The following is a 24,597-nucleotide window of genomic DNA, read 5'->3' on the forward strand; positions in this document are numbered from 1 at the left end:
TGAAAAAGAGGCCGGGTGGCGACACCCGGCCTCTTTTTTTCTGTTACACTGCACCGATTTTTTTGGCCCCCCGGTGTGGGTGGGTATTGGTGGCTAACTCATTGTTTTGGAGAGCATTTATGTCCAGCCCAAGAGATAAAAAGTACAAGCGTATTTTATTGAAGCTCAGCGGCGAAGAGCTGATGGGTACCGAAGGATTCGGTATTGATCCTAAGGTGCTCGACAAGATGGCACTGGAAATTGGCCAGCTGGTGGGGATAGGTGTTCAGGTTGGTTTGGTGATTGGTGGTGGCAACCTGTTTCGCGGTGCTGCGCTGAGTGCTGCTGGGCTTGATCGTGTGACTGGCGACCATATGGGCATGCTGGCTACTGTTATGAATGCGTTAGCCATGCGTGATGCTCTTGAACGTTCCAATATTTCTTCGCGCGTTATGTCTGCAATCCCGATGAGTGGTGTAGTTGAGCATTACGATCGTCGTCGCGCGATCCGCTTTTTAAACTCTGGTGAAGTTGTTATTTTCTCAGCTGGTACCGGTAATCCATTTTTTACGACTGACTCAGCTGCTTGTTTGCGCGGAATTGAAGTTGAAGCTGATATTGTTCTAAAAGCTACCAAGGTGGATGGCGTTTACACTGCTGATCCAAAGAAAGATCCAACGGCAACTAAATACGATCGCCTGTCTTATGATGAGGTCTTGGATAAAAAGTTGGGTGTGATGGATTTGACTGCGATTTGTCTGTGTCGCGAGCACGATATGCCTGTGCGTGTTTTCCGCATGAATAAAACGGGTGCGTTATTGAATATTGTTGTGGGTAGCAACGAAGGTACTTTGATTGAAGAGGATAAATCATGATTAATGACATCAAAAAAGATGCTGAAGCGCGCATGAAAAAGGCGATCGAAGCGCTAGGTAATAATTTCAATAAAATTCGTACCGGTCGTGCTCACCCAAGTTTGCTGGATGGTATTTCCGTAGATTATTACGGTACCCAAACACCATTGAGCCAAGTCGCCAATATTAATATCGAAGATGCGCGTACTCTGTCGGTAAGTCCGTGGGAGCGCAATCTGGTTCCTGCAATTGAAAAAGCGATTATGAAATCCGATTTGGGTTTAAACCCATCGACTAATAATGGCCTGATCCGTATTCCATTGCCGATGCTCACTGAAGAAACACGTAAAAACTTTATCAAGCAAGCGCGTGCAGAAGCAGAAAATGGCCGTGTTGCTGTGCGCAATGTGCGTCGTGATGTATTGGGTGATGTAAAAGCGTTATTAAAGGATAAAGCGATTGGCGAGGATGATGATCGTCGTGCGCAAGATGATATTCAAAAGATTACTGACAAATATATTGCTGAGGTTGATAAAGCCTTAGCTGCAAAAGAAGCGGACTTGATGGCTATTTAATCCATGTCTTTATCCGGTTTGGTATTGCCAAACCGGATGTCTTGCCTGTTATCGCAATAAGTTGCACTGCAAAAACAGTATTACAAAAAATGTAGAAAACAGGCTAATGCTTGTTGATGACTTCAGCCTGTCGTTGGGAGATGCGCGTGACTGACAATAGCCTTCGCCATGTGGCGATCATTATGGATGGCAACAATCGTTGGGCCAAGCAGCGCGGAATGGCTGGCGTATCTGGGCACAAAGTAGGTGTTGAGCGTATCCGCGATGTTATGTCTGCATGTCAGGATTTGGGTATAGAGGTATTGACGGTTTTTGCTTTCAGCAGTGAGAACTGGCGCCGTCCACCGGTCGAGGTTGAGGCCTTGATGTCATTGTTTTTGCTGTACCTCAAAAACGAAGCTAAAGCTCTTAAGAAAAAAGATGTTGCCTTGCGGGTGATTGGCAACCGCGAGCGTTTTACTCCTTCCATTCAAAAAGCAATCGTGGATGCTGAAGAGTTGACGCGCGGCGGTAAAACTACTTTGGTTATTGCTGCGGATTATGGTGGCCGCTGGGATATAGCGCAGGCCGCACAAAAAGTGACACAACAAGTTTTGGATGGGCAGTTGGCGTTGTCGGATATCAACGAAAATATTCTGCATACACATACTTGTCTCGCAGATTTACCTCCACTGGACTTATTGATTCGCACAGGCGGCGAAGTTCGGATTAGCAATTTTTTACTATGGCAATGTGCTTATGCTGAATTGTTTTTCAGCGATAAACTGTGGCCTGACTTTGATGGTGAAGAGCTAAAAAAAGCAGCATTGAGTTTTAATGATCGCCAGCGTCGTTTTGGGATGACAGGTGATCAAATCGAGGCAGGAGCACTCAATGCTTAAACAGCGTGTCATTACCGCATTGATACTCGCAGCTATTTTTTTGGCGGCTTTGTTTGCGTTGCCGGCGGGTTATTTCTCTTTTTTCATAGGGGCAGTTTTGTTGATTGGTGCTTGGGAGTGGGCTCACCTGTCAGGATTTACCGCAATTTGGCAGCGCCTGCTTTATTCAACTGTATTGTTGCTGTTGCTCATTGGAGCGGCAGCTTATTTTGGCTTTGCCAGTGAGGTTCGTCCGCGTCTTGCTGATGACGCGATACGTGATTTGTTGGTAATTGGTTGCATTTGGTGGACAATAGCTTTGCTGTTGGTACAAGGTTATCCCAGTAGTAATTTGCTATGGGGGCACCAATTATTGCGCTTGTGTATGGGAGTGTTGGTGTTGATCCCAACGTGGGTCGCATTGGTATATGTCCGTCAATTGCCTAATGGTGCTTGGTTGGTACTTCTTTTGATATTTGTGGTGGCGCTAGCTGATAGCGGTGGTTATTTTGCAGGGCGTCGTTTTGGAAAGCATAAATTAGCGCCAGCAGTAAGTCCTGGTAAAACGTGGGAAGGATTTGCGGGGGGATTTCTTGCCAACTGCCTATTGGCTTTGCTACTGGCGACAGTATTGGATGTCGGGTTGTTGTGGGCCTTGGTTGTGATTTTGCCCGCCAGTTTGGTGTCTGTGTTGGGGGATTTACTAGAGAGCATGGTCAAGCGTCATGCCGGTGTGAAAGATAGCGGTAATATTTTACCGGGCCACGGCGGTATTCTTGATCGTGTCGATGGTATCACTGCAAGTGCACCTGTTTTTGCATTGGCCTTGTTGGCTGCAGGTGCGTTTGCTCCGGTTACAGGTGGCTGATTTATGCAAACCAAGTTGCAACAAATCACCGTCTTGGGGGCGACTGGGTCTATTGGTGTTAGTACGTTAGATGTGATCGCGCGACACCCTGATCGCTATCAGGTTTTTGCGCTGACTGCTGATCGTCGTTGGCAATTACTAGCAATCCAATGTCTCACGCACAAGCCTCGCTATGCGGTGTTAAATGATCCTGCGGGTGTTTTGGAATTGGAGCGCGAGCTTCGTCTCCAGGGTTGTAACACTGAGGTACTACAAGGTGTTTCTGCATTAGAGATGGTGGCCAGCCATGAAGGTGTTGATACCGTCATGGCTGCGATTGTTGGTGCTGCGGGGCTGATTCCAACTTTGGCGGCGGTCAATGCAGGGAAAAAAGTATTGCTGGCGAATAAAGAGGCGCTGGTCATGGCGGGTGGATTATTTACCCGGGCAGTAGCAGAGTGCGGCGCTGTCTTATTGCCAATTGACAGCGAGCACAATGCTATTTACCAATGTTTACCCAATCACCGCCCCGATTATCTTGCCGCTGGATTGGATTCCTGCGGTGTACGAAAAATCCTTTTGACTGCATCAGGCGGCCCATTTCGTAATACGCCCATTAAGGAGCTTTCGCTTGTTACTCCTGAGCAGGCTTGTGCTCATCCAAATTGGAGTATGGGGCAGAAAATTTCCGTTGATTCTGCAACCATGCTGAATAAAGGGCTGGAGTTAATAGAGGCTTGCTGGCTATTTAATACTCGTCCACAGCAAGTGGAGGTAGTTATCCACCCTCAAAGCGTCATCCACTCAATGGTAGAGTACATTGACGGCTCGGTTTTGGCGCAATTGGGCAATCCAGATATGCGCACACCTATTGCGCATGCGTTGGCGTGGCCTGAGCGGATTGAGTCTGGTGTATCCAGTTTGGACTTGATCAGTATTTCGCGTTTGGATTTCAGTGCTCCAGACTATGATCGATTCCCCTGCTTGCGTTTGGCTCAATCAGCAGCGGAAGTATCAGGTACTGCGCCAACATTGTTGAATGCTTCGAATGAGGTGGCTGTTGCTGCATTTTTGCAGCGTAAAATCCGCTTTGATCAAATTGCTGTGGTTATTGATCATGTGTTGTCGAGAATGACATCCAGCGAGCCGAAATGCCTTGAGCAAATTCATAGTGCTGATACTGAAGCTCGCGCTCTTGCACGGCAGCTGATTGCAACCTGGTAATTATTGGTTCGAGGTTTTCCTGTGGAATTCATCCAGACTGTTTTGTCTTTTTTGGTTGCATTACTGATTCTTGTGTCCATTCACGAGTTTGGACATTTTTATGTTGCTCGTCGCTGTGGTGTAAAGGTCTTGCGGTTTTCAATTGGCTTTGGGCGGGTGCTTTGGTCTCGTCGTGATAACCAGGGTACTGAGTATGCTTTGGCTGCATTGCCGTTGGGCGGTTATGTCAAAATGCTGGATGAACGCGAAGCAACGGTTCTTCCCGAGGAGCGTCAGTTTGCCTTTAATAATAAGAATGTGTGGCAGCGTATTGCGATTGTAGCCGCAGGGCCGATTGCCAATTTTATTCTGGCGATTCTTTTGTTCTGGGTGCTGTTACTGCAAGGCCAAAAAGATCTTATACCAGTTATCGATCAGGTTACCCCGGGATCTATTGCTGCTCAGGCTGGTTTGGAAGCAGGGCAGGAAATTATCGCTGTCGATGGGACACCAACGCCTACTTGGCAAGCTTTGAACAGGGCTTTATTGAATCGATTGGGTGAGAGTGGGGCACTCAGTATTGTGGCTGCTTATCCTGATTCACATTTTCAATATGAGTCAGAAGTTCAGTTGGTTGATTGGATGCGGGATTCTATCGATCCTAATCCCGTCGCGGGGTTGGGGATTACCCTGCATCTTCCAATACCGCCGGTAGTAGGCGAAGTTGCACTTGGCGGTGCAGCAGAAAAAGCCGGACTTAAAACTGGCGATATTATTTTACAGGTCAATGGTATTGTTGTAGACAATTGGCCTGACTGGGTTGAGTTCATCCAGGAAAGTCCGGAAACCCCCCTCAATGTAAGTCTTGAGCGTGATGGCAGGATTGTGGATTTACAAGTAATTCCGGATGCAGTCGAAGAAGATGGGCACCGTATTGGTCGCATTGGTGCGGGAGTCCAAGCGTATACACTACCCGAGAATTTAATCCGTACTTATGAATACAATCTCGTCAGTGCTTTTGTTGCAGGCGTTAATAAAACCTGGGAAACCTCTGGATTTGTTCTTTTATCAATCAAAAAATTGATTCTTGGCGAAATTTCTACGAAAAACTTGAGTGGACCGATAAGCATTGCTAAGGTGGCGGGCTCTTCAGCCGAGAGTGGCCTGAAAAGTTTTATTGGTTTTGTCGCTCTGCTCAGCGTATTTCTAGCAGTTTTCAACCTTTTACCTATCCCGGTATTGGATGGTGGTCACTTATTTTATTACTTTATTGAAGTAATTAAGGGGAAACCGGTGTCCGACAGAGTGCAGATGCTAGGGTATCAGGTTGGACTCTTTTTGGTGATAAGCCTAAGTGTGCTAGCGCTGTATAACGACATACTGCGGCTTTAATTGGATCCCCCCAACCGCAACCAACATCCATTTATGATTAGAACAAATTCTATGAAGCGAGTTTTGATGCGATTTATTGGCTGTTTTTTGGTGCTCTTGCTGTCTTGTGCTGTGCAAGCGCAAACTTTCCGTGTCAGTGACATCCGTGTAGAAGGGCTGCAACGCGTTTCTGCAGGTACGGTCTTCAGTGCTCTGCCTATACGCGTCGGTGATGTGTTGAATCAGTCAGATATACAAAATGCAACCCGTGAACTGTTCAAGGTCGGTTACTTTTCGGATGTAGCGATTAAGCGTGATGGTGATGTATTGGTATTGGTCATCAAAGAGCGCCCAGCGATCAATAGTATTGAACTGAAAGGCAACAAAGCTATTAAGACTGAAAACCTGATGGATAGCCTTAAAGATAATAATTTATCAGAAGGTCAAATTTTCCAGCGTGCTACATTAGAAGGCATAACTCAGGCATTGCAGCGTGAGTACGTAAATCAGGGGCGCTATGGAGCAAGCGTCAATATTGAAATTGAAGATATGCCACGTAACCAGGTCAAAGTTCTGGTAAAAATCGACGAGGGTAGCCCATCCCGTATCAAGCAAATCAATATTGTCGGTAATCACAGCTATACCGAAGAAGAATTGGTAGATCTCTTCGAATTAAAAACTACAGGTATGTGGTCCTGGATTTCAGGTAACGACAAATACAACAAAGAAAAAATGAAAGGGGATTTGGAGCGGCTGGAATCCTGGTATATGGATAGAGGCTATTTGAATTTCAAAATTGATTCATCTCAAATCTCATTGAGTCCTGATAAAGCCAAAATTTTTATTACTATCAATGTCACAGAAGGCGACATCTATAAAGTTAGCGATATCGATTTGGCGGGTGATCCTGCTATCGATGAAGAAATTATCCGCAGCATGATTTTAATGCGTAAGGATCAGATTTTTTCTCAAATTCTCATGACAACCTCTGAGGAATACGTTACCAAACGCTTGGGCAATGAGGGGTATACATTTGCCAAAGTCGAGGGGATGCCTGAACGGAACGATGCTGATAAAACCGTAAAAATTACTTTCTTTATTGAGCCAGGCAAACGCGCATATGTGAATCGTATTAATTTCCGCGGCAACACTAAAACGATCGATGAGGTGTTGCGCCGTGAGATGCGTCAAATGGAAGGTGGTTCTGCAAACTCTGCACAAATCGAAAATTCAAAAGTGCGACTGGAACGTTTGGGCTTCTTTAAAGAGGTCAAAGTAGAAAATAAAGAAGTTCCGGGCACTTCAGATCAGATAGATGTTGAATACACTGTTGAAGAGCAGCCATCTGGAAGTATGGGATTACAAGTAGGCTACGCTCAATATTCCGGGCTATTGTTCTCAGCGAGTATTCAACAAAACAACTGGTTTGGAACAGGTAAGCAGGTAGGCTTTAGTTTTAGTCACAATCGTTATCAGACAGCCTATAATTTTAATTACAATGATCCTTACTTTACCCCCGATGGTGTAAGCCGTGGTGTGAATTTGTATTACACCAAGAGTGACTATGGCTCATATAACATTACTCCTTACAGCACAAACGTATATGGTGGAAAACTAAATTTTGGTTATCCTATTTCAGACATTGAGCGTATTGGCTTTGATATAGGTCTACGTAGTTTGGAAGTTGAACCTACAGGATATTCATCACAAGAAATTATTCGCAGTCCGTTTTGGAACGATAAAATTGGCTATATAACCCAGCAAGAAAATTATGACTTGATCCAAAGAGCGCAGCAGGGAATTGATTATCCCAACGGTAGCTATGAAATTAAAACGGTTACTGAGGATATGCTTGGAGCTCCCGGGTTTCTTGATATTTATGGCGATACATTTAATGATGCTCAATTGAGCATGTATTGGATGCGTTCAACTCTCAATCGTGGAGTTTTGGCAAATCGTGGTGCTTCGCAGCAATTAAGCTTTGAGCTTTCATTGCCTGGCGGCGACCTGCAATATTATAAGTTCGACTACAATGGTCAAATTTTTAAGCCGCTAACTCGTTCTCTAACATTGCGCTTACATACTCGCTTGGGCTACGCGGCTTCCTATGGAGATTTGGACGAGCTTCCATTTTTTGAACACTACTATGCGGGCGGTTTTGGATCGGTTCGTGGCTTTGAGCGCAATACTCTTGGTCCCCGTAGTTCACCACGCCGGAGTGCAGATGAGACGATAACAGCTACTGTATGGGATGACCTTAACGGTGACGGTATCGCCCAATCTAATGAGCGTGGCGGCTTAGCTTACGTGTTGTGTGAAGATTCAAATGCGCCCGGTATAGGAGCTAATAGCGATGGGTACCCACGCCTTTGTAATCCAGGTGAGCTGATAACCGATGTAATAGTGGGTAGTACATACACTAGCCGCACCCGTGGTGCATTTGGTGGTAATGTGTTGATTCAGGGTGGTGCGGAAATTTTATTCCCGCTGCCATTCATCAAAGATCAACGTTCTCTGCAAACGACATTCTTCGTAGATGCCGGTAACGTATTTGATACTGATTGCGGCGCAACCCAATTGAATTGCTATGGCATTGATATTGATCGTATTAACGCGTCAGTTGGGTTTGGTTTGACTTGGATATCCGGCTTTGGCCCTATGACATTTAGTATTGCTGAGCCGTTTAGGGAAAATGAATATGATCGTACAGAAGTGTTCCAGTTCTCCTTGGGGCAAACTTTCTAACAATAAATGTTTCATCTCATTAAAGAGGAATAGATTGTGAGCGTTACACAAAACATGTTGGCTGCTGTGGTGTTATCTTTGGTCTCGGCAGTATCTTGGGCGCAAGGTAAAATAGTTGTTCTTGATCCGACAGCTGCTGTGATGGGTACTGCTGCAGCCAAAGCAAAATTTGAAAAGTTGCAAAAAAGCGCTGAATTTGCAGCGGCAAAAGCAAAGCTTGATGGTTTGGCTGCGGATATCAAAGCATTACAAGCTGAGTATCAAAAAGATGGTATGACGTGGAGCGCTGAAAAGCGTGCAGAGAGCGAGAAAAAGTTGCAAAGCCTTGGACAAGATTATCAATTTCAGGGCAAAAAGCTGCAAACTGAACAACAAGCACTCATGCAGCAAATCATGCAAGAGCTGGGTCCGAAAATGGAATCAGTGGTAAAGCAATTGGTCGATTCAGAAAAAATTACTATGATTGTTGATGCCAAAGCAGTCATGATGGCAAAGCCTGAAAATGATCTGACGCCTAAAGTTACTGCCTTGCTTGATAAAGCTAAATAGCACAGGTTGTCGTGTTGTGAAGCGCTCTTATACATTGTCAGATCTGGCAATCAAGCTTAATGCTGAAGTTGTCGGTGATCCATCGCATGAAATAATGGCGCTTTCAACATTGCAGTCAGCAACACCCAAAGATTTAAGTTTTATTGCTAATCCCGCATATAAAAAATTTCTCGCATCTACGAAAGCTGGAGCCTTATTGGTTAACCCGGATTTTGCTAAAGAATACAGCGGGAACAAATTGATTGTAAAAAATCCATATCTTGCTTATGCACAGCTTTCTGCTGTTTTTGAAGTACTGCGTGCTCCCTATTCTGGAATTCATCCTACAGCGGTAGTTGGGGTTGATTGTCAGTTAGGTGAGGCGGTTTCTATTGGTGCCAATGCTGTTATTGGTGATGGCGTTATTCTTGGCGATGGTGTTGTTATTGGCCCTGGCAGTTATGTTGGTAATGACAGTGTGGTTGGTAAAAACACGCGTCTGGCTGCCAATGTGAGTATTTATCACGGGGTAATTATTGGTGCTGATTGCATGTTACACAGTGGTTGTGTGATCGGTGCAGATGGTTTTGGATTTGCTCCAGATGCAGGAGGGTGGGTTAAGATCCATCAGTTGGGTGGAGTAAAAATAGGTAATAAAGTAGAAGTCGGGGCATGTACTTGCATTGATCGTGGTGCTCTCGATGATACTGAAATTGCTGACGGTGCAATCATCGATAACCACGTGCAAATAGGCCACAATGTTCGCATTGGGCGCAATACTGCAATTGCTGCGCATACAGCAATTGCGGGCAGTACAATAATAGGTGCTAATTGCACGATAGCTGGTGCAGTTGCTATTGCCGGGCATTTAACTTTAGCTGATAAAGTTCATATCTCTGGCAAAAGTATGGTTTCTGCATCTATCAATGAACCTGGTTCTTATTCTTCCGGTACTCCTTTAGCACCAACAAAAGATTGGCGCAAAAATGCCGCGCGTTTTCGTCAATTGGATAACTTGGCTACACGCTTAATAAAACTCGAACGCACTCATGGTGCGGAATAAATTTTAATTGATTGCTTGGGGCTTGCACCATGATGGACGTTAACGAAATTCGCCAATACTTACCTCATCGTTATCCATTTTTGTTAGTGGATCGCGTTGTGGAGTTGATTGAGGGCGAATCAATTATCGCTTATAAAAATATTACCGTTAACGAAGAGGTTTTTAATGGGCATTTCCCTCAAAGTCCTGTTTTCCCCGGTGTAATGATTATTGAAGCTATGGCTCAGGCGTCGGGGATTCTGGGTTTCAAAACAATGAATAAAAAACCACAAGACGGTTCTATTTACTTGTTTGCCGGTGTTGATGATGTTCGTTTCAAACGTCAGGTTGTACCTGGTGATCGATTGCAGCTTGAATCACGTGTCATTTCAGAAAAGCGTGGTATTTGGAAATTCGAATGTAAAGCCAGTGTTGATGGCATATTAGCTGCCTCTGCAACCATCCTCTGTGCAGACCGCAAACTCTAATTGATCAAAAATAGTTGATCATCGATTGTTTTGAATAAGTGAGAGCCTACTTTGATAGATTCATCCGCAATTATTCATCCCGACGCCAAGCTTGCTGCTGATGTGAAGATTGGTCCTTGGACAATAATTGGTCCCGATGTGGAAATTGGGGAGGGTTGTGTCATAGCTTCCCATGTTGTGTTGAAAGGCCCAACTAAAATTGGCAGGCATAACCGTATATATCAGTTCTCTACTATTGGTGAAGATACCCCTGATTTAAAATATAAGGGCGAACCAACGCGTCTGGTTATTGGCGATAACAATATCATCAGAGAAGGTGTGACTATTCATCGTGGCACCATACAAGATCGCAGTGAAACTACAATTGGCGATAACAATCTATTAATGGCTTATGTTCACGTTGGCCATGACAGTGTTATTGGGAACAATTGTATCTTGGTAAATAACACTGCTCTGGCTGGGCATGTGCATATCGGTGATTGGGCAATTTTGAGTGGATTCACTCTTGTCCATCAGTTTTGCAAAATTGGCGCGCACAGTTTTTCAGGTATGGGCAGCGCGATTGGTAAGGATGTGCCTGCATATATAATGGTGAATGGAAGTCCTGCTGAAGCGAAGAATATTAACGTCGAGGGGTTGCGTCGCCGTGGTTTTAGCAAAGATGAAATTGCACTCTTGAGCAAGGCCTACAAAATTATTTATCGTCGCGGTTTGACATTAGATGAAGCTCTTGCAGAGTTGAATCCATTTGTTAATGATAGTCCTGCATTGCAAGTGCTAATCGATTCTCTTAATGCCTCGACGCGCGGTATTGTCCGTTAGTGTTGTTTTACGGCTACTCCACGATTGTTATAACATCTAAAAAACGGAGGGCTGCATGTCTGATCACATACATATAGGTATTGTTGTCGGAGAAGCCTCTGGCGATATTCTCGGTGCAGCTTTAATGCAAGAGCTGCGTAACCATTTCCCGAATGCTGAATTTTCTGGAATCGGCGGCCCTCGCATGTTGGCGCAAGGCTTTCATTCCTATTTTGCGCAAGACCGTCTCGCAGTGATGGGTTTGATTGAGCCACTCAAACGCTTGCCTGAATTATTGCGCATTCGTAAGTTTTTGCGCGATCACTTTATTGCAAATCCCCCAGCTGTATTTATTGGAATCGACTCACCTGATTTTACAATTTCTCTTGAGGCTGCGCTCAAGCAGAGTGGAATAAAAACTGTGCATTATGTGAGTCCATCGGTATGGGCTTGGCGACAAAAGCGTGTACTGAAAATCGCTCGTGCCGTGGACTTGATGCTCACTCTGCTCCCATTTGAGGCAAAGTTTTATCACAAACATAATGTCCCCGTAGAGTTTGTCGGACATCATCTGGCTGATGAAATTCCATTGGCTGTCGATAAAGTAGCAGCGCGCAAAGCTCTGGATTTACCTGAGGAGGGACGGATAGTTGCGCTTTTGCCGGGCAGTAGAGCCAGTGAGGTCGAGCGCATGGGTGAGTTGTTCATGCGTACTGCGGTTTATTGTCTTGAGCAAGATCCCAGTCTGCAATTTATTATCCCAGCCGCTAGCCCGGATCGTTATCGTCAGCTGCATATTGAGTTAAATGATTATGTTGATTTTCCCATTGAGCTTATTAATGGGCATTCTCATGAAGCTATGGCGGCAGCAGATGTCGTGCTACTTGCGTCGGGAACCGTAACGCTAGAAGCATTATTGTTGAAAAAGCCAATGGTTGTTGCTTATAAAATGGCACCGCTCACGTTTAAAATTTTATCCTGGTTGGTAAAAACTCCCTGGGTTTCACTGCCGAATTTGCTTGCGCAAAAAATGTTGGTGCCAGAGTTGCTGCAAGACAAAGCAACTCCTGAGGCGTTAAGTGCAGCGATAATGAACTACTTTGAAAACCCTGATGATGCTATTGAGTTGGCTCAAACATTTATGCAGATGCACGGCGAATTAAAGCGTGATGCCAGTGCCCGTGCCGCGGATGCTATTGCCAAACTAATCATTAAAAATTAATTCTCACTTATTCAATATTGTACAGGTGCTGCAGTGCTAGAGCCTTTCGTCAGTGTTTATCAAGGATTCCTTTGTGCAGGTTGTGATGAGGTGGGGCGAGGGCCTTTAGCTGGTGATGTTGTCGCCGCTGCCGTTATTCTTGATCCCGATAATCCAATTATTGGATTAGATGATTCAAAAAAACTGACTGAAAAAAAACGCGAACTGTTATTTGACGAGATACAACAAAAAGCAAAAAGTTGGTGTATTGCACGAGCTTCTGTTTCAGAAATCGATAAAATTAATATTTTACAAGCCAGTTTGTTAGCAATGACCCGTGCTGTTCAAGGTTTACATATTCAGCCTGAGCATGTTCTGGTTGATGGTAATAAATTACCTAAATGGCATTATCCTGCTGAGGCAGTTGTTAAGGGCGATAGTCGTGTTGCTGCGATTAGTGCTGCATCCATACTCGCCAAAGTAACGCGCGACCGTGAAATGATTGAACTGGATAAAATATATCCTGGATATGGTTTTGCCGATCATAAAGGATATCCCACCAAAGTTCATATGGAAGCGTTGGATCGTTTAGGTATTACGCCTATACATCGAACATCCTATGCTCCTGTGAAATCCAAAATTGAACAAATAGCATTGTTTTAGCCCATTTATTTTTAGAAGTTAATTATGCCAGCTGCTAATTTTGTCCATTTGCGCTTACACACCGAGTTCTCACTGAGCGATAGTTTGGTGCGAATAAAATCGTTAGTGAAACGTGTTGCTGAATTAAATATGCCTGCTTGCGCAATTACGGATCAGACAAATTTTTATGGGTTAATTAAGTTTTATAAGGCTGCACAAGGTGCAGGTATAAAACCCATTGCCGGGAGTGATTTTTGGATTGCCAGTAATGACTCAGAAGGAAAACCCACGCTGATTACTTTGTTGGCAATGAATGATAAGGGCTACAAAAATATCATTGAATTAATTTCCCTGGCATGGCGACAAGGGCAGCAACAGGGCATAGCGTATCTGCAGCGTGATTGGATCGGCCGGCACAGTGAAGGTGTTATCGCACTGTCAGGTGGGAAATTGGGTGATATAGGAATGGCATTGCTGGGAGGGCGTAGTGCACAAGCGGGAGAATTGTTGCAAGCGTGGATGCAAGAGTTTCCCAACCGCTTTTATTTGGAATTGCAACGCACTGGCCGGGAAAACGATGAAAATTATTTGCATGCAGCGGTAGCTCTTGCGGCTGAGTTCAATTGTGCAGTAGTTGCCACCAATGATGTGCGTTTTCTTAAGCAAAGCGAATTTGAAGTGCATGAAGCACGTGTTTGCATCGGCGAGGGGCGCACACTGGATGATCCCCGCCGTGAGCGTCGCTACAGCGACCAGCAATATTTGCGCTCTGCCGAAGAAATGGCAGAGCTTTTTAGTGATATCCCGGAAGCTATTGTCAACACAATTGAAATTGCCAAGCGCTGCACGATCAATATTCAAATGGGTAAATATTTTTTGCCTGAATATCCGGTGCCAGAAGGTTTAACTGAAGCAGAATTCTTTCGTCAAATTTCGCATAAAGGATTGGATGAACGGTTGGAGCGAATCCTTAATAAGTCCGCCGAGAATTATATGGAGCGGCGGAAGGTTTACGAAGACCGATTAAATTTTGAATTGGACATTATTAACCAGATGGGTTTTCCTGGTTACTTCCTGATCGTGATGGACTTTATCCAGTGGGCAAAAGATCATGATATTCCTGTAGGTCCAGGTCGTGGATCGGGCGCAGGATCATTAGTTGCATATTCGTTGAAAATTACTGATCTTGACCCTCTGCAATACGATTTACTCTTCGAACGTTTTCTAAATCCCGAGCGGGTTTCCATGCCCGACTTTGATATCGATTTCTGTATGGATAACCGCGATAAGGTTATTTCATACGTTGCTGATAACTACGGACGTGATGCGGTTAGCCAGATTATTACCTTCGGTACTATGGCCGCAAAAGCGGTAGTGCGCGATGTGGCACGTGTACAAGGAAAATCTTACGGACTCGCTGATAAATTATCAAAAATGATTCCTCCTACGCCGGGAATGACGCTTGCACAAGCATTGGAAGAAGAGCCGCAATTAAAAGAATTTATTGCAGTTGATGGCGATGCCGGTGAAATTTGGGAGATGGCAGTACAGCTCGAAGGTCTCACACGTAACGTTGGTAAACACGCCGGTGGTGTTGTTATTGCGCCGACAAAACTGACTGATTTTTCCCCACTGTATTGCGATGAAACCGGTAGTGGCCTTGTTACCCAATTTGATAAGGGTGATGTAGAAGAAGCGGGGCTTGTGAAATTTGACTTCCTCGGTTTACGCACCCTGACTATTATCGATTGGGCGCGTATCATGATCGATAAACAGCGCCTAAAAAAAGGTGAGCCTCTCCTCGATATCAGTGCGATTCCGCTCGATGATCCCGCTACATTCAAATTATTAAAACGTGCAGAGACTACTGCGGTATTCCAGTTGGAATCGCGCGGTATGAAAGATCTGATTAAGCGTTTGCAGCCTGACAATATCGAAGATCTGATTGCACTGGTGGCGCTATTTCGTCCCGGCCCCTTGGAGTCGGGAATGGTGGACGACTTTATTAACCGTAAACACGGCCGCGCACAAGTTGCTTATCCCGATGCAAAATTTCAACACCCAAGTTTAAAGCCGGTTTTGGAACCTACTTATGGTGTTATTGTTTATCAAGAACAAGTTATGCAAATTGCGCAGGTGCTCGCGGGTTATACCTTGGGTGGTGCAGATATGTTGCGCCGTGCGATGGGTAAGAAAAAACCGGAAGAGATGGCCAAGCAGCGTGCTGTATTTGAAGAAGGCGCAAAAAATCAGGGTGTTGATCCGGAATTGGCGATTAAAATTTTTGACTTGGTGGAAAAATTTGCCGGTTATGGTTTTAACAAATCCCACTCAGCTGCTTACGCAATTGTTTCTTATCAAACGGCTTGGCTAAAAGCCCATTATCCAGCACATTTTATGGCGGCGACTATGTCGTCGGACATGGACAAAACCGATAAGGTAGTTACCTTTATCGAAGAATGTCGCACCATGAAATTAAAATTGTTGCCGCCGGATGTTAACTCCGGCGAGTTTCATTTCACGGTGGATGATGCAGGGCGAATTATTTATGGCTTGGGTGCTATTAAAGGCTTGGGTGAAGGGCCGGTTGAATCGATTATTGCAGCACGCAATGAAGGCGGCCCGTTTAAAGATTTATTTGATTTCTGTGCGCGTGTTGATCCGCGCAAAGTAAACAAGCGTGCGTTGGAAGCGATTATTCGTTCTGGTGCAGCGGATAGCTTGGGGCCAACTTACAATTCTGCCAACCATTTAATTGATCATGACCGTGCCGTTATGTTTTCTTCAATGAGCGAGGCGGTTAAAACGGCAGAGCAAGCTGCTGCAAACTCCAATGCAGGCATGATGGACTTGTTTGGTGCTGTGATTGCAGAAGAGCAATCGAACAAAGATGTTTATGCAGATTTTCGTCGTACGCGTACGTGGACAATGAAAGAGCGTCTACATGCTGAAAAAGAAACATTGGGTTTGTATCTTACCGGTCATCCAATTGATGAATACGAAACTGAATTAACACATTTGGTGAGTTCACGTATCGCCAATTTGAAACCGGAAAAGTCAGCGCAAACAATTTCCGGATTGGTTATTTCACAGCGTATCGTTAAAACCAAACGCGGCGATAACATGGCGATTCTAACATTGGATGACCGCACTGGTCGCATGGATGTCACCTTGTTTGCAGAAACGTTTAATAATGCGCGCGATGTGTTGGCAAAAGATGGATTGCTGGTAATCAATGGACAAGTTAGGTATGACGATTTTAGTGGCATGTTGAAAATGAGCGCTGAATCGGTGCGCTTGTTGGAGGATGTGCGACAGGAAAAAGTACGGGAATTGTGGTTAGAGTTGGAGTCCGGCATCTTGCCTGCAAATTTTTCACGCGAACTGATGGATATGCTAGATCCTTATCGTCAATCACCTCAACAAGAAGCGCGTTGCGCCATTGTTGTTGATTATGTGCGTAGTGATGCGCGAGCGCAGTTGCGCTTCAGCAGTCAGTGGAATATCCGCCCGGAAGATGAATTGCTGCAGCGCTTGCGCGATAGTTATGGCAGGGCCAAAGTAAAATTGGTTTATTAACACATGTGATGTAATTGAAAAGGCCGCAATACGCGGCCTTTTTTATTGATCATTTGTTGGCTGTTGGTGACTGAGTGCTTGGCTTAGACATTGTTGATATAACTTTGCAGTGCTGAAAGATCTTTTCTGTCTCTTAAGGCTATTTTCAGCATCTACACTGTCATAGAAGGGTGTAAAAACTGAATGAGGAGTACAGTGATATGTCATCTATTCTCGTTAAAGATTTTATGCAGGCTAACGTACAGGCAATTAAGGCGGACGCGAGTGTTCGCGATGTAGTTGAGCATTTGTGTAAATGGAATATTACTGGTGCGCCTGTAGTGGATGAGTCTCTGTGTGTAATCGGGTTTGTATCTGAGCAGGATTGTATGAAGGAAATGCTAAATAGTGCATTTTATGCGGAGGAATCCGCACCGGTGACCAGCATTATGCGGCGCGATGTCCTTTGTGTGAGCCCTGAAGCCAGTATTCTGGAAGTTGCTGAGACCATGTTAGGGAATAAGCCCAAAAACTATCCTGTAGTAGAGCAGGGTAAGTTGGTGGGGTTAATTAACCGTCGTCATATTCTGGAAGCATTGAAATATCACAATGGTGCTTATTTCTCACCTGCCAGAGAGCGCCCCCAATTTTCATTGGTGCAGGATTCATTGCAATAACTACTGTGGATCCTGATACCCCTTAACCAGAACCGCATTGGTTCTGGCACCCCTCATTTTCACTGGAAAAGATCGACTAAATTGCTCTTTTCGCGTAAGGTAGCGACCCAATTGTGCTGCCTGTTAATATGGTCAGAAAAGCGCCAAATCAGGTGATTGCACTTACCCCATAAGTCAAAATGGTAGTTTCCTACCCGGATCAAGAGCTCGCTATGAATCTGAATTATCTGGATTTTGAACAGCCCATCGCCGAACTTGAAGGCAAGATTGAAGAGTTACAGCTGGTTGGTAACAGTTCCGATGTGAACATCGCTGATGAAGTTGCCAAACTGCGTGAAAAGAGCACCAAGCTCACTGAAACTATTTATTCCAAACTGACGGCTTGGGACATCGTAAAAGTAGCCCGTCACCCTTTGCGTCCTTATACCTCTGATTATATTTCCCGTGTGTTTACCGATTTTGACGAGTTGCACGGCGACCGTCATTTTGGCGATGATCGCGCGATTATTGGCGGTGTTGCCCGTTTGGATGGCAAACCAGTGATGGTGATCGGCGAAGAAAAAGGCCGCAGTGTGCATGAGAAAGTGATGCGCAACTTCGGGATGCCGAGACCTGAAGGTTATCGCAAGGCTCTGCGGTTGATGGAAATGGCTGAGCGTTTCAAGCTTCCGGTTCTGACCCTGATTGATACTCCCGGTGCATACCCCGGTATCGATTCGGAAGAGCGTGGTATTTCTGAATCGATTGCCCAAAACCTTGCCGTTATGTCTCGTTTGCGTACACCGATTATTTGTACTGTTATTGGCGAAGGCTCTTCAGGTGGTGCGCTGGCGATTGGTGTAGGCGACCACTTGAACATGCTGCAGTACTCTACTTATTTTGTGATCTCGCCAGAAGGTTGCGCCAACATCATTTGGAAAACCGTTGCCAAGGCGCCAGAAGCGGCTCAAGCAATGGGCGTTACCTCTAAAGTGCTTCAGGATTTGGGTATTGTGGATGAAACCATTCCTGAGCCATTGGGTGGTGCGCATCGTAATGTGGATGAGATGGCGAAAAAACTGCAGGAGCGTTTGGTGGCGCAAGTGGATCGTTTGAGTAAAGAGCCAATTGATGCACTATTGGAGCGTCGTTATCAACGTCTGATGAGTTATGGCAACTAAATCATAAAAACTACGCCAGAAAAAATTACGTCATAAAAACTGGCTCCATAAAAAAACCGCTGACATACATCAGCGGTTTTTTTATGGGCGATTCAATGCTAGCGAGTTTTTTTAGGGCTGCCTGAGTGGCTATTTTTACTTACTGTACTGCTCGCAGGTTTTGCTTTGGCTGCTACGTTGGGTGTGTTGCGCCCGTTCACTGGTTTAGCGGTTGGCTTGGCCGTTGTAGTTTGCTGCTGATTAAATTTCTTTGCACTTTCAAACTTATCGCCAAAGGCTTTTGCGGCTGGTTTTCCCTGAGGTTTTGCAACGCTACCTGCGCGCGGTTTTTGTTGCTGCGCGCGCGCATTAGGGTTGTGACCACTGCGCGGTTTATTGCGCGCTTCGGTTTGCTCATCCGGTATCAAGGCGGATGCACTACTACCAATCAAGTGCGGTTTACGCATCTTACGCAATGCTTCGCGAATAATTGGCCAATTCGCAGGGTCATGATAACGCAGTAATGCTTTTTGCAAACGACGTTGTTCCAAACCGCGTGGAATAGCAATTTTACTGCTCTTATAGGTTAATTTTTTCAGCGGATTGCGTTCACTCACATACATCGCTGTTGCTAACGACATCGGAGATGGATAAAAAGTTTGTACCTGATCTACTTCAAAATTATTTTTCTTCAGCCAGAGTGCAAGATTGAGCATATCTTCATCGCGTGTGCCCGGGTGCGCAGCGATAAAATACGGAATTAAAAATTGTTCTTTCCCAGCTTCTTTCGAGAATTTATCAAACATGCGTTTGAACTCGTAGTAGCTGCTCATTTTCGGTTTCATCATTTGCGAGAGCACACCTTCCTCTGTGTGTTCCGGTGCGATTTTTAAATAACCGCCCACATGATGGGTCACCAATTCTTTTACGTATTCGGGATCGAGCACCGCCAAGTCATAACGCAAACCCGATGCGACAGACACTTTATTGACACCGCGAATTTTGCGCGCTTCGCGATACAAATTGGTGGTGTGCTTATGACTGGTGGTTAAATTTTTACAAATCGTTGGATACACGCACGACAAGCGACGGCACTTGGAAAGCGTCGGCATATCTTTACAGGTAAGGCGATACATATTGGCGGTCGGGCCACCCAAGTCTGAAATATGGCCGGTAAAACCCGGCACTTTATCGCGTATATCTTCAATTTCTTTGAGGATCGATTCCTGCGAACGGCTTTGGATAATCCGGCCTTCGTGTTCAGTGATCGAGCAAAAAGTACAACCGCCGAAACAACCGCGCATGATGTTTACCGAGGTTTTAATCATGTCGTAGGCGGGGATTTTTTGTTTGCCGTAAATTGGGTGCGGCACGCGCGCATAAGGCAAATCAAATACACCATCCAACTCATCGGTTTCGAGTGGAATCGGTGGCGGGTTAATCCAGACTTCGCGGTTCTCGTGTTTTTGAATCATTGGGCGCGCGTTGTAAGGGTTAGCTTCCTGATGCAATACGCGTGAAGCATGTGCATACAGAATTGGGTCTTTGCGCACTTTGTCGAAAGAGGGCAGGCGAACGTACACCTTCTCTGCATCCATCATTTCACTGCGGTTTTGCAGCGGCATGGGAATGATACGAATCGGTTGCGGTTCATTGGGGTCGAACGCTTTTTCGCTCTCAATACCTTGCGCGGGGCAGCCTTGAGTTTTCAATTGTTCGGCAGCTTCCGGATTCAATGCCGCGATTTGCTCTGCCATTTTTTCTGGATCAAGTTGGCGCAAACCAATTTGCGAATTATTGATGTCAGTTTGCGCTGCATCCACAACAGATTTCGCGTTGTGTTGGTATTCGTAGGGGTTGGGTAATTTATCGATATTGCCCGGCCAATCGATGCGTGTGGAATCAATTTCCGTCCAGCCCGCAGGCGGTTCTTTTTTGATAACGGCGGTGCCGCGAATGCTATCTAGCTCTTTAATGCTTTTGCCAGCGGCGAGCGAGTGGGCGACCTCGGCAATCGCGCGCTCGGCGTTGCCATATAACAAAATATCCGCCGTCGCATCGATCAATACCGAGCGGCGCACTTCGTTGCTCCAATAATCGTACTGGGCGATACGGCGCAGGCTGGCCTCGATACCACCCAGCACAATCGGTACATCTTTGTAGGCTTCTTTGCAGCGCTGACTATAAACGGTGACGGCGCGGTCAGGACGTTTGCCGCCTTGTCCGCCGGGGGTATAGGCATCGTCCGAGCGCAAGCGTAAATCGGAGGTGTAGCGGTTAATCATGGAGTCCATGTTGCCCGCGCTCACACCAAAAAACAGGTTAGGTTTACCCAGCGCTTTGAAGGGCTCGGCGCTTTTCCAGTCCGGTTGGGCGATGATGCCTACGCGGAACCCTTGTGATTCCAAAAATCGCCCAATTACTGCCATCCCAAAACTGGGGTGATCTACATAGGCATCACCACAGACGATGATAATGTCGCAGGTATCCCAGCCCAGCTTGTCCATCTCTTGTCTGCTCATAGGCAGGAATGGCGCAGGCTTATAGGTTTTCGTCTGGGCATGAATATTGGGTTTGGCGTAGGAAAACAGGTGTTTGGCGGTATTCATAGGGACTGCAATCGAGGGAATTAAACCAGCCGCTATTGTCCCAGAATCGCGGCTGGTGAGACAGCATTAATTTGGGCGTTTATTGGCTTGCCTGTTTTTGTATAAGTGCTTCGTATCCACCTTCGTTTACGGCATTTTTAAAGCCCATTGCTTGCAGGGTTTGCAAGGCGATGCCCGACCGGTTACCTGAGCGGCAATAGAGACGGATGGTTGCATCTTTGTCTGATGTGACTTCGTTGATTCGCGCAGCAATTTCCTCATAAGGGATGTGTTTCGCCCCTTCAATGTGACCGGCATTAAATTCATCGATAGTGCGGACATCGATCCAAATATCATTGGCAAAGGTGAGGTTGGACATAATGAATAGTAAACCTGTGATGATGAGGTAAGGAAAGCGGCGCAGCATAACAATCTCCTCTGGCGGTGTTCCACTTTTTATAGCGCGTTTGACATTCGTAAACAACAACGCCCGCAAAAGCGGGCGTTGTAAGGTGAGTTGTCTAGTCGATTTATGCGCTGGCGAGCAGGCGGTCGTACTTGCGGCTTAGCATATCGTAAAACTGCTCGCGCACTTGGGTTATAGCATTCTTCAGCGCAGTGATCTGCTCCAGAGAGATGTCTTTGCGGCCAACATACACTTGCTTGCGGTATACAGCGATTTTAGCCCCATATAACCGCAAGCTGCGTTCCAGATTCTTTTCGCCCAGCATCAATAGTCTGGCTTCGGCTTCCGCCAATTTTTTGAACTCAGCGACCAATTCTGTATTGACGCTTTCCAGCTCGATGCGGCGAGCCTGTGGCCAGCGTTCACCGAACTGGATGGACTCTACGACCAGTGACGAATATTTGGCGAAAATATGGGTAACCGTACCCACCTGCGTTGAGACTTCTTCCAATATCTGCAAACGACGATTATCGCGCAGGCTGTTCGATTGCTGCGGTGCGCTGCGGCGCAGCACTACCCAAGCGGTAACGGCGGCAATCAGTGCGCCCAAACCAATTTTTAAGGAGGTGTCAGTAATTTGTAGAAAAAGCTCGCTATCCATTTGGTTTGCCCCTCTGTCAGAAAAACGGCGGTTTTAGTTCGATGACAGGGTTTTTGCAAAAAATAGGCCAGCGCGGTTGATTCTGACTTGCGTCGGTTTTCAGGGATGTCGTCATCCTCGCGTAGCGGGGATCCATAGGTTTTAAGACTAGCAGCTGGACTCCCGCGAGCGGGAGTGACGATGCGGAATTAACGCAGAGGCTTGAGTAACGGCTCCAAACCATTCAAGCGGATTTCATACATCAGTCCTAATAATTGGCCGAGTTTGCCTTTGGGGAACCCCTCTCGTCCCATCCACATTAAGTAGTGTTCGGGAATATCGGCGATCACATGGCCGGCATATTTGCCATAAGGCATGGGTGTTGTAACCAATTCTTTGAGCAGTTGGGGGTCAAAAGGAAACTCGTCCACGTTCAACCTCCTGCTAACTTCACTGTGAAGCCACGTTTTTCCAGTTCAGCTTTAATCTTGTCGCGCTGATCGCCCTGAATTTCAATGACCCCATCTTTCACTGAGCCGCCTACGCCACAAGAGACTTTCAGTGCTTTGGCAAGGTCTTTGAGTTTGGCTTCGTCGAGCGGTACACCAGTGACGGTGGTTACGCCTTTACCGTTTCGGCCAGCCGTCTCGCGACGGATGCGGACTATGCCGTCGCCCTGCGGAATGCTGGCCGCAGGCTTTTCTTCTTTGATGCGACCGGTATCGGTGGAGTAAACCAAACGGGAATTTTTGTTATTGCTCATCGCTAAATCCTCTCTCTACTTGCCGCCAATTCTAACTGCTGGGGCTGTTAGAATGCGCGACATATTTTGGCGAGGTCAACTTATGACAATTGAAATCAAAGGCCATTGGTTACCCATGTGGCAACCGGTGGTGGATGCGTTTATCGCAAACTTCGATCGTGGCGAAGAAGGCGCAGGCATAGCACTGGTGCATCGCGGTGAGTTGGCCGTGAATATCTGGTCTGGCCAACGCAGTAATAAGCTGGCGGGTGTAGAGAGAGCGGATTGGAGCGAGGACACGCTCGTCAATATTTTCTCTGCAGGTAAGGGCTTGGTTGCACTCTGTGTTTTGCAGTTGGTTGCCGACGGCAAGCTACAGTTGGATGAGCCTGTTGCAATTCTGTGGCCTGAGTTTGCCCAAGCTGATAAACACGCCGTTACTGTGCGCCAACTTCTGTGTCATCGCGCCGGGCTGTCGGCCTTTCATCAGCATATCGCCAATGACCAGATTTTTGATTGGGGTGTGATTACACAATTTGCTGCCGCAGAATCGCCTTGGTGGGAGCCGGGCACCGCGCAAGGCTATTCGCCATTTATGTTTGGCTGGATTCTTGGAGAGCTGGTTAAGCGCGCAAGTGGATACGCGAGTTTCAATGATTATTTCCAGGCTTGCATTGCCCAGCCTTTAGGTGTGAATTGCTATTTTGGTGTGCCCGAGCATCTCCTGGATAGCATTGCCGATACGGGGCCACTCAAGCGCCCATTGGGAGCGACAGCCAGCTCCACGGGGGCTGATAGCATTGCTCTGGGCAAACTGATGAAAGCTGACCCGCGCGGAGTAACCAATCGCGCGTTCTCCAACCCTATCAGCTTGATGACCGCGACTAATTCCCGCGAATGGCGACAGGCGCAAATTCCCGCAGCCGGTGCCCATGCAGATGCCCGTGCGTTGGCGACAATTTATGGGGAATTGGCCAAGGCAAAACAACACTTACTGAATGAATCATTTTTGCCGCTGTGTTGGGCTGAACAAACCTTCAGTGATGACCGCACTCTGGGTTTACCGTTGCGCTTTAGCCATGGATTTATGTTGTCACAGCATGATCGTGCGGATTGTCGTTATGGCCGTGGTCAGCGCGCTTTTGGTCATCCGGGCGCTGGCGGCTGTATCGGATTTGCCGATCCTGATTTTGAATTGGGATTTGGTTATGTGACCCATCGCATGGGGCAGGGGCTTTTAATTGACGAGCGTGCCGTGCATTTGATTGATGCGGCTTACCGTATTCTGGAGTAAATAATGTCAGACCTTGAAGAGCAATTGATTGATGTTCAAACCCGTGTTGCCTATCAGGAAGATACGCTGGCGCAATTAAATGAAGTGATCACCCGGCAGGACGCAGAAATTATTCAGCTGAAGCAGCAATTGCGTTTGCTTGCTCTGCGTATTGATGAGATCCAACGTAATCCTGCATCGGCAGGAGACGATATCAGTAACGAGCGACCGCCGCATTATTGACCCTTTTTTTAAGCTGTCATTACTCGCCCTTCAAAAGCCATTTATCCGGCGCAATTTGCGTTGGCAAATGGCGCACAGTTTCACATTTGTCACAATTGGTGTGACCTATTACCCACGGGGCGCGCATCAGGAAAATTCTTGGCTACACTGTGAGCTTGATAAGTCTTTTTTGGGTGCAGGGCAGTTTTATTCACT

At 46.2% G+C, this 24,597-nt stretch carries 23 protein-coding genes; 18 read left to right on the forward strand and 5 right to left on the reverse strand.

Annotation, left to right across the window (positions count from 1 at the left end; translation table 11 throughout):
* Positions 1–119: 119 nt before the first annotated feature.
* The 16 genes from pyrH (at position 120) to VC28_RS02525 (ending at position 18,531) form a co-directional block, all read left to right on the forward strand.
* Positions 120–854 carry a UMP kinase gene (gene pyrH / locus VC28_RS02450; protein ID WP_049629253.1) on the forward strand — a complete coding sequence of 245 codons (735 nt, stop codon included), beginning with the start codon at positions 120–122 and terminating at the stop codon, positions 852–854.
* A complete protein-coding gene (gene frr / locus VC28_RS02455; RefSeq protein WP_049629254.1) occupies positions 851–1,408 on the forward strand; it encodes a ribosome recycling factor in 558 nt (185 codons plus the stop codon). The genes pyrH and frr overlap by 4 nt, the downstream gene beginning before the upstream one ends.
* A 140-nt stretch (positions 1,409–1,548) precedes the next feature.
* Entirely contained in the window at positions 1,549–2,289 is a 741-nt protein-coding gene (uppS, locus tag VC28_RS02460; RefSeq protein WP_049632106.1) for a polyprenyl diphosphate synthase, read from the forward strand.
* On the forward strand, positions 2,282–3,136 hold the full coding sequence (locus VC28_RS02465; RefSeq protein WP_049629255.1) for a phosphatidate cytidylyltransferase: 855 nt from the start codon (positions 2,282–2,284) through the stop codon (positions 3,134–3,136). Before uppS ends, VC28_RS02465 begins: the two co-directional genes overlap by 8 nt.
* A 3-nt stretch (positions 3,137–3,139) precedes the next feature.
* On the forward strand, positions 3,140–4,339 hold the full coding sequence (ispC, locus tag VC28_RS02470; RefSeq protein ID WP_049629256.1) for a 1-deoxy-D-xylulose-5-phosphate reductoisomerase: 1,200 nt from the start codon (positions 3,140–3,142) through the stop codon (positions 4,337–4,339).
* A gap of 21 nt (positions 4,340–4,360) precedes the next feature.
* On the forward strand, positions 4,361–5,710 hold the full coding sequence (gene rseP, locus VC28_RS02475) for an RIP metalloprotease RseP (RefSeq protein WP_049629257.1): 1,350 nt from the start codon (positions 4,361–4,363) through the stop codon (positions 5,708–5,710).
* 51 nt (positions 5,711–5,761) lie between these two features.
* Positions 5,762–8,434, forward strand: coding sequence for an outer membrane protein assembly factor BamA (bamA, locus tag VC28_RS02480; protein ID WP_049629258.1), 2,673 nt, complete (start codon positions 5,762–5,764; stop codon positions 8,432–8,434).
* 54 nt (positions 8,435–8,488) lie between these two features.
* Positions 8,489–8,983, forward strand: a complete 495-nt coding sequence (locus tag VC28_RS02485) for an OmpH/Skp family outer membrane protein (protein ID WP_049632107.1) — start codon at positions 8,489–8,491, stop codon at positions 8,981–8,983.
* A 16-nt stretch (positions 8,984–8,999) separates the two neighbouring features.
* Complete coding sequence (gene lpxD, locus VC28_RS02490) at positions 9,000–10,025, forward strand: UDP-3-O-(3-hydroxymyristoyl)glucosamine N-acyltransferase (protein ID WP_049629259.1); 1,026 nt, start codon at positions 9,000–9,002, stop codon at positions 10,023–10,025.
* A gap of 29 nt (positions 10,026–10,054) precedes the next feature.
* The gene (fabZ, locus tag VC28_RS02495; RefSeq protein WP_049629260.1) at positions 10,055–10,492 is read left to right on the forward strand and encodes a 3-hydroxyacyl-ACP dehydratase FabZ; all 438 of its coding nucleotides are present in this window, start codon (positions 10,055–10,057) and stop codon (positions 10,490–10,492) included.
* Between the two features lie 51 nt (positions 10,493–10,543).
* Positions 10,544–11,314 carry an acyl-ACP--UDP-N-acetylglucosamine O-acyltransferase gene (gene lpxA / locus VC28_RS02500; RefSeq protein WP_049629261.1) on the forward strand — a complete coding sequence of 257 codons (771 nt, stop codon included), beginning with the start codon at positions 10,544–10,546 and terminating at the stop codon, positions 11,312–11,314.
* Positions 11,315–11,369: 55 nt separating this feature from the next.
* Positions 11,370–12,515 (forward strand): lipid-A-disaccharide synthase, encoded by a 1,146-nt coding sequence (gene lpxB / locus VC28_RS02505; RefSeq protein ID WP_049629262.1) that lies wholly within the window; start codon positions 11,370–11,372, stop codon positions 12,513–12,515.
* 33 nt (positions 12,516–12,548) lie between these two features.
* On the forward strand, positions 12,549–13,157 hold the full coding sequence (gene rnhB / locus VC28_RS02510) for a ribonuclease HII (RefSeq protein WP_049629263.1): 609 nt from the start codon (positions 12,549–12,551) through the stop codon (positions 13,155–13,157).
* A 24-nt stretch (positions 13,158–13,181) separates the two neighbouring features.
* A complete protein-coding gene (gene dnaE, locus VC28_RS02515; RefSeq protein WP_049629264.1) occupies positions 13,182–16,715 on the forward strand; it encodes a DNA polymerase III subunit alpha in 3,534 nt (1,177 codons plus the stop codon).
* Between the two features lie 200 nt (positions 16,716–16,915).
* Positions 16,916–17,371, forward strand: coding sequence for a CBS domain-containing protein (locus tag VC28_RS02520; RefSeq protein WP_049629265.1), 456 nt, complete (start codon positions 16,916–16,918; stop codon positions 17,369–17,371).
* Between the two features lie 212 nt (positions 17,372–17,583).
* Positions 17,584–18,531, forward strand: coding sequence for an acetyl-CoA carboxylase carboxyltransferase subunit alpha (locus tag VC28_RS02525; RefSeq protein ID WP_049629266.1), 948 nt, complete (start codon positions 17,584–17,586; stop codon positions 18,529–18,531).
* Positions 18,532–18,629: 98 nt separating this feature from the next.
* Here VC28_RS02525 and VC28_RS02530 read toward each other — a convergent pair whose 3' ends face one another.
* From VC28_RS02530 to yciH, 5 genes are all read right to left on the reverse strand, one after another.
* On the reverse strand, positions 18,630–21,119 hold the full coding sequence (locus VC28_RS02530) for a YgiQ family radical SAM protein (RefSeq protein ID WP_049629267.1): 2,490 nt from the start codon (positions 21,117–21,119) through the stop codon (positions 18,630–18,632).
* 79 nt (positions 21,120–21,198) lie between these two features.
* Positions 21,199–21,525, reverse strand: coding sequence for a rhodanese-like domain-containing protein (locus VC28_RS02535; protein ID WP_049629268.1), 327 nt, complete (start codon positions 21,523–21,525; stop codon positions 21,199–21,201).
* A gap of 103 nt (positions 21,526–21,628) precedes the next feature.
* Positions 21,629–22,165, reverse strand: a complete 537-nt coding sequence (locus tag VC28_RS02540; RefSeq protein WP_049629269.1) for a hypothetical protein — start codon at positions 22,163–22,165, stop codon at positions 21,629–21,631.
* A gap of 188 nt (positions 22,166–22,353) precedes the next feature.
* Entirely contained in the window at positions 22,354–22,575 is a 222-nt protein-coding gene (locus tag VC28_RS02545) for a DUF3820 family protein (protein WP_049629270.1), read from the reverse strand.
* A 2-nt stretch (positions 22,576–22,577) separates the two neighbouring features.
* A complete protein-coding gene (gene yciH / locus VC28_RS02550; protein WP_049629271.1) occupies positions 22,578–22,907 on the reverse strand; it encodes a stress response translation initiation inhibitor YciH in 330 nt (109 codons plus the stop codon).
* Positions 22,908–22,989: 82 nt separating this feature from the next.
* Between yciH and VC28_RS02555 the strand changes: the two genes are divergently transcribed.
* Together VC28_RS02555 and VC28_RS02560 are read left to right on the forward strand one after the other, a co-directional pair.
* Positions 22,990–24,180, forward strand: coding sequence for a serine hydrolase domain-containing protein (locus tag VC28_RS02555; protein ID WP_231591621.1), 1,191 nt, complete (start codon positions 22,990–22,992; stop codon positions 24,178–24,180).
* A gap of 3 nt (positions 24,181–24,183) precedes the next feature.
* Positions 24,184–24,402: a SlyX family protein gene (locus VC28_RS02560; protein ID WP_049629272.1), complete on the forward strand. Its 219-nt coding sequence runs from the start codon at positions 24,184–24,186 to the stop codon at positions 24,400–24,402.
* Positions 24,403–24,597 lie beyond the last annotated feature (195 nt).

Origin of the sequence: Cellvibrio sp. pealriver, from assembly GCF_001183545.1 — a bacterium.
Lineage (GTDB): Bacteria > Pseudomonadota > Gammaproteobacteria > Pseudomonadales > Cellvibrionaceae > Cellvibrio.

Bases quoted from the DNA above. Each gene is read 5' to 3' on its own strand.
- pyrH (WP_049629253.1), top strand. From the start codon at position 120: ATGTCCAGCCCAAGAGATAAAAAGTACAAGCGTATTTTATTGAAGCTC.
- frr (WP_049629254.1), top strand. From the start codon at position 851: ATGATTAATGACATCAAAAAAGATGCTGAAGCGCGCATGAAAAAGGCG.
- uppS (WP_049632106.1), top strand. From the start codon at position 1,549: ATGCGCGTGACTGACAATAGCCTTCGCCATGTGGCGATCATTATGGAT.
- VC28_RS02465 (WP_049629255.1), top strand. From the start codon at position 2,282: ATGCTTAAACAGCGTGTCATTACCGCATTGATACTCGCAGCTATTTTT.
- ispC (WP_049629256.1), top strand. From the start codon at position 3,140: ATGCAAACCAAGTTGCAACAAATCACCGTCTTGGGGGCGACTGGGTCT.
- bamA (WP_049629258.1), top strand. From the start codon at position 5,762: ATGAAGCGAGTTTTGATGCGATTTATTGGCTGTTTTTTGGTGCTCTTG.
- VC28_RS02485 (WP_049632107.1), top strand. From the start codon at position 8,489: ATGTTGGCTGCTGTGGTGTTATCTTTGGTCTCGGCAGTATCTTGGGCG.
- fabZ (WP_049629260.1), top strand. From the start codon at position 10,055: ATGATGGACGTTAACGAAATTCGCCAATACTTACCTCATCGTTATCCA.
- lpxB (WP_049629262.1), top strand. From the start codon at position 11,370: ATGTCTGATCACATACATATAGGTATTGTTGTCGGAGAAGCCTCTGGC.
- dnaE (WP_049629264.1), top strand. From the start codon at position 13,182: ATGCCAGCTGCTAATTTTGTCCATTTGCGCTTACACACCGAGTTCTCA.
- VC28_RS02520 (WP_049629265.1), top strand. From the start codon at position 16,916: ATGTCATCTATTCTCGTTAAAGATTTTATGCAGGCTAACGTACAGGCA.
- VC28_RS02525 (WP_049629266.1), top strand. From the start codon at position 17,584: ATGAATCTGAATTATCTGGATTTTGAACAGCCCATCGCCGAACTTGAA.
- VC28_RS02530 (WP_049629267.1), bottom strand. From the start codon at position 21,119: ATGAATACCGCCAAACACCTGTTTTCCTACGCCAAACCCAATATTCAT.
- VC28_RS02535 (WP_049629268.1), bottom strand. From the start codon at position 21,525: ATGCTGCGCCGCTTTCCTTACCTCATCATCACAGGTTTACTATTCATT.
- VC28_RS02540 (WP_049629269.1), bottom strand. From the start codon at position 22,165: ATGGATAGCGAGCTTTTTCTACAAATTACTGACACCTCCTTAAAAATT.
- yciH (WP_049629271.1), bottom strand. From the start codon at position 22,907: ATGAGCAATAACAAAAATTCCCGTTTGGTTTACTCCACCGATACCGGT.
- VC28_RS02555 (WP_231591621.1), top strand. From the start codon at position 22,990: ATGACAATTGAAATCAAAGGCCATTGGTTACCCATGTGGCAACCGGTG.
- VC28_RS02560 (WP_049629272.1), top strand. From the start codon at position 24,184: ATGTCAGACCTTGAAGAGCAATTGATTGATGTTCAAACCCGTGTTGCC.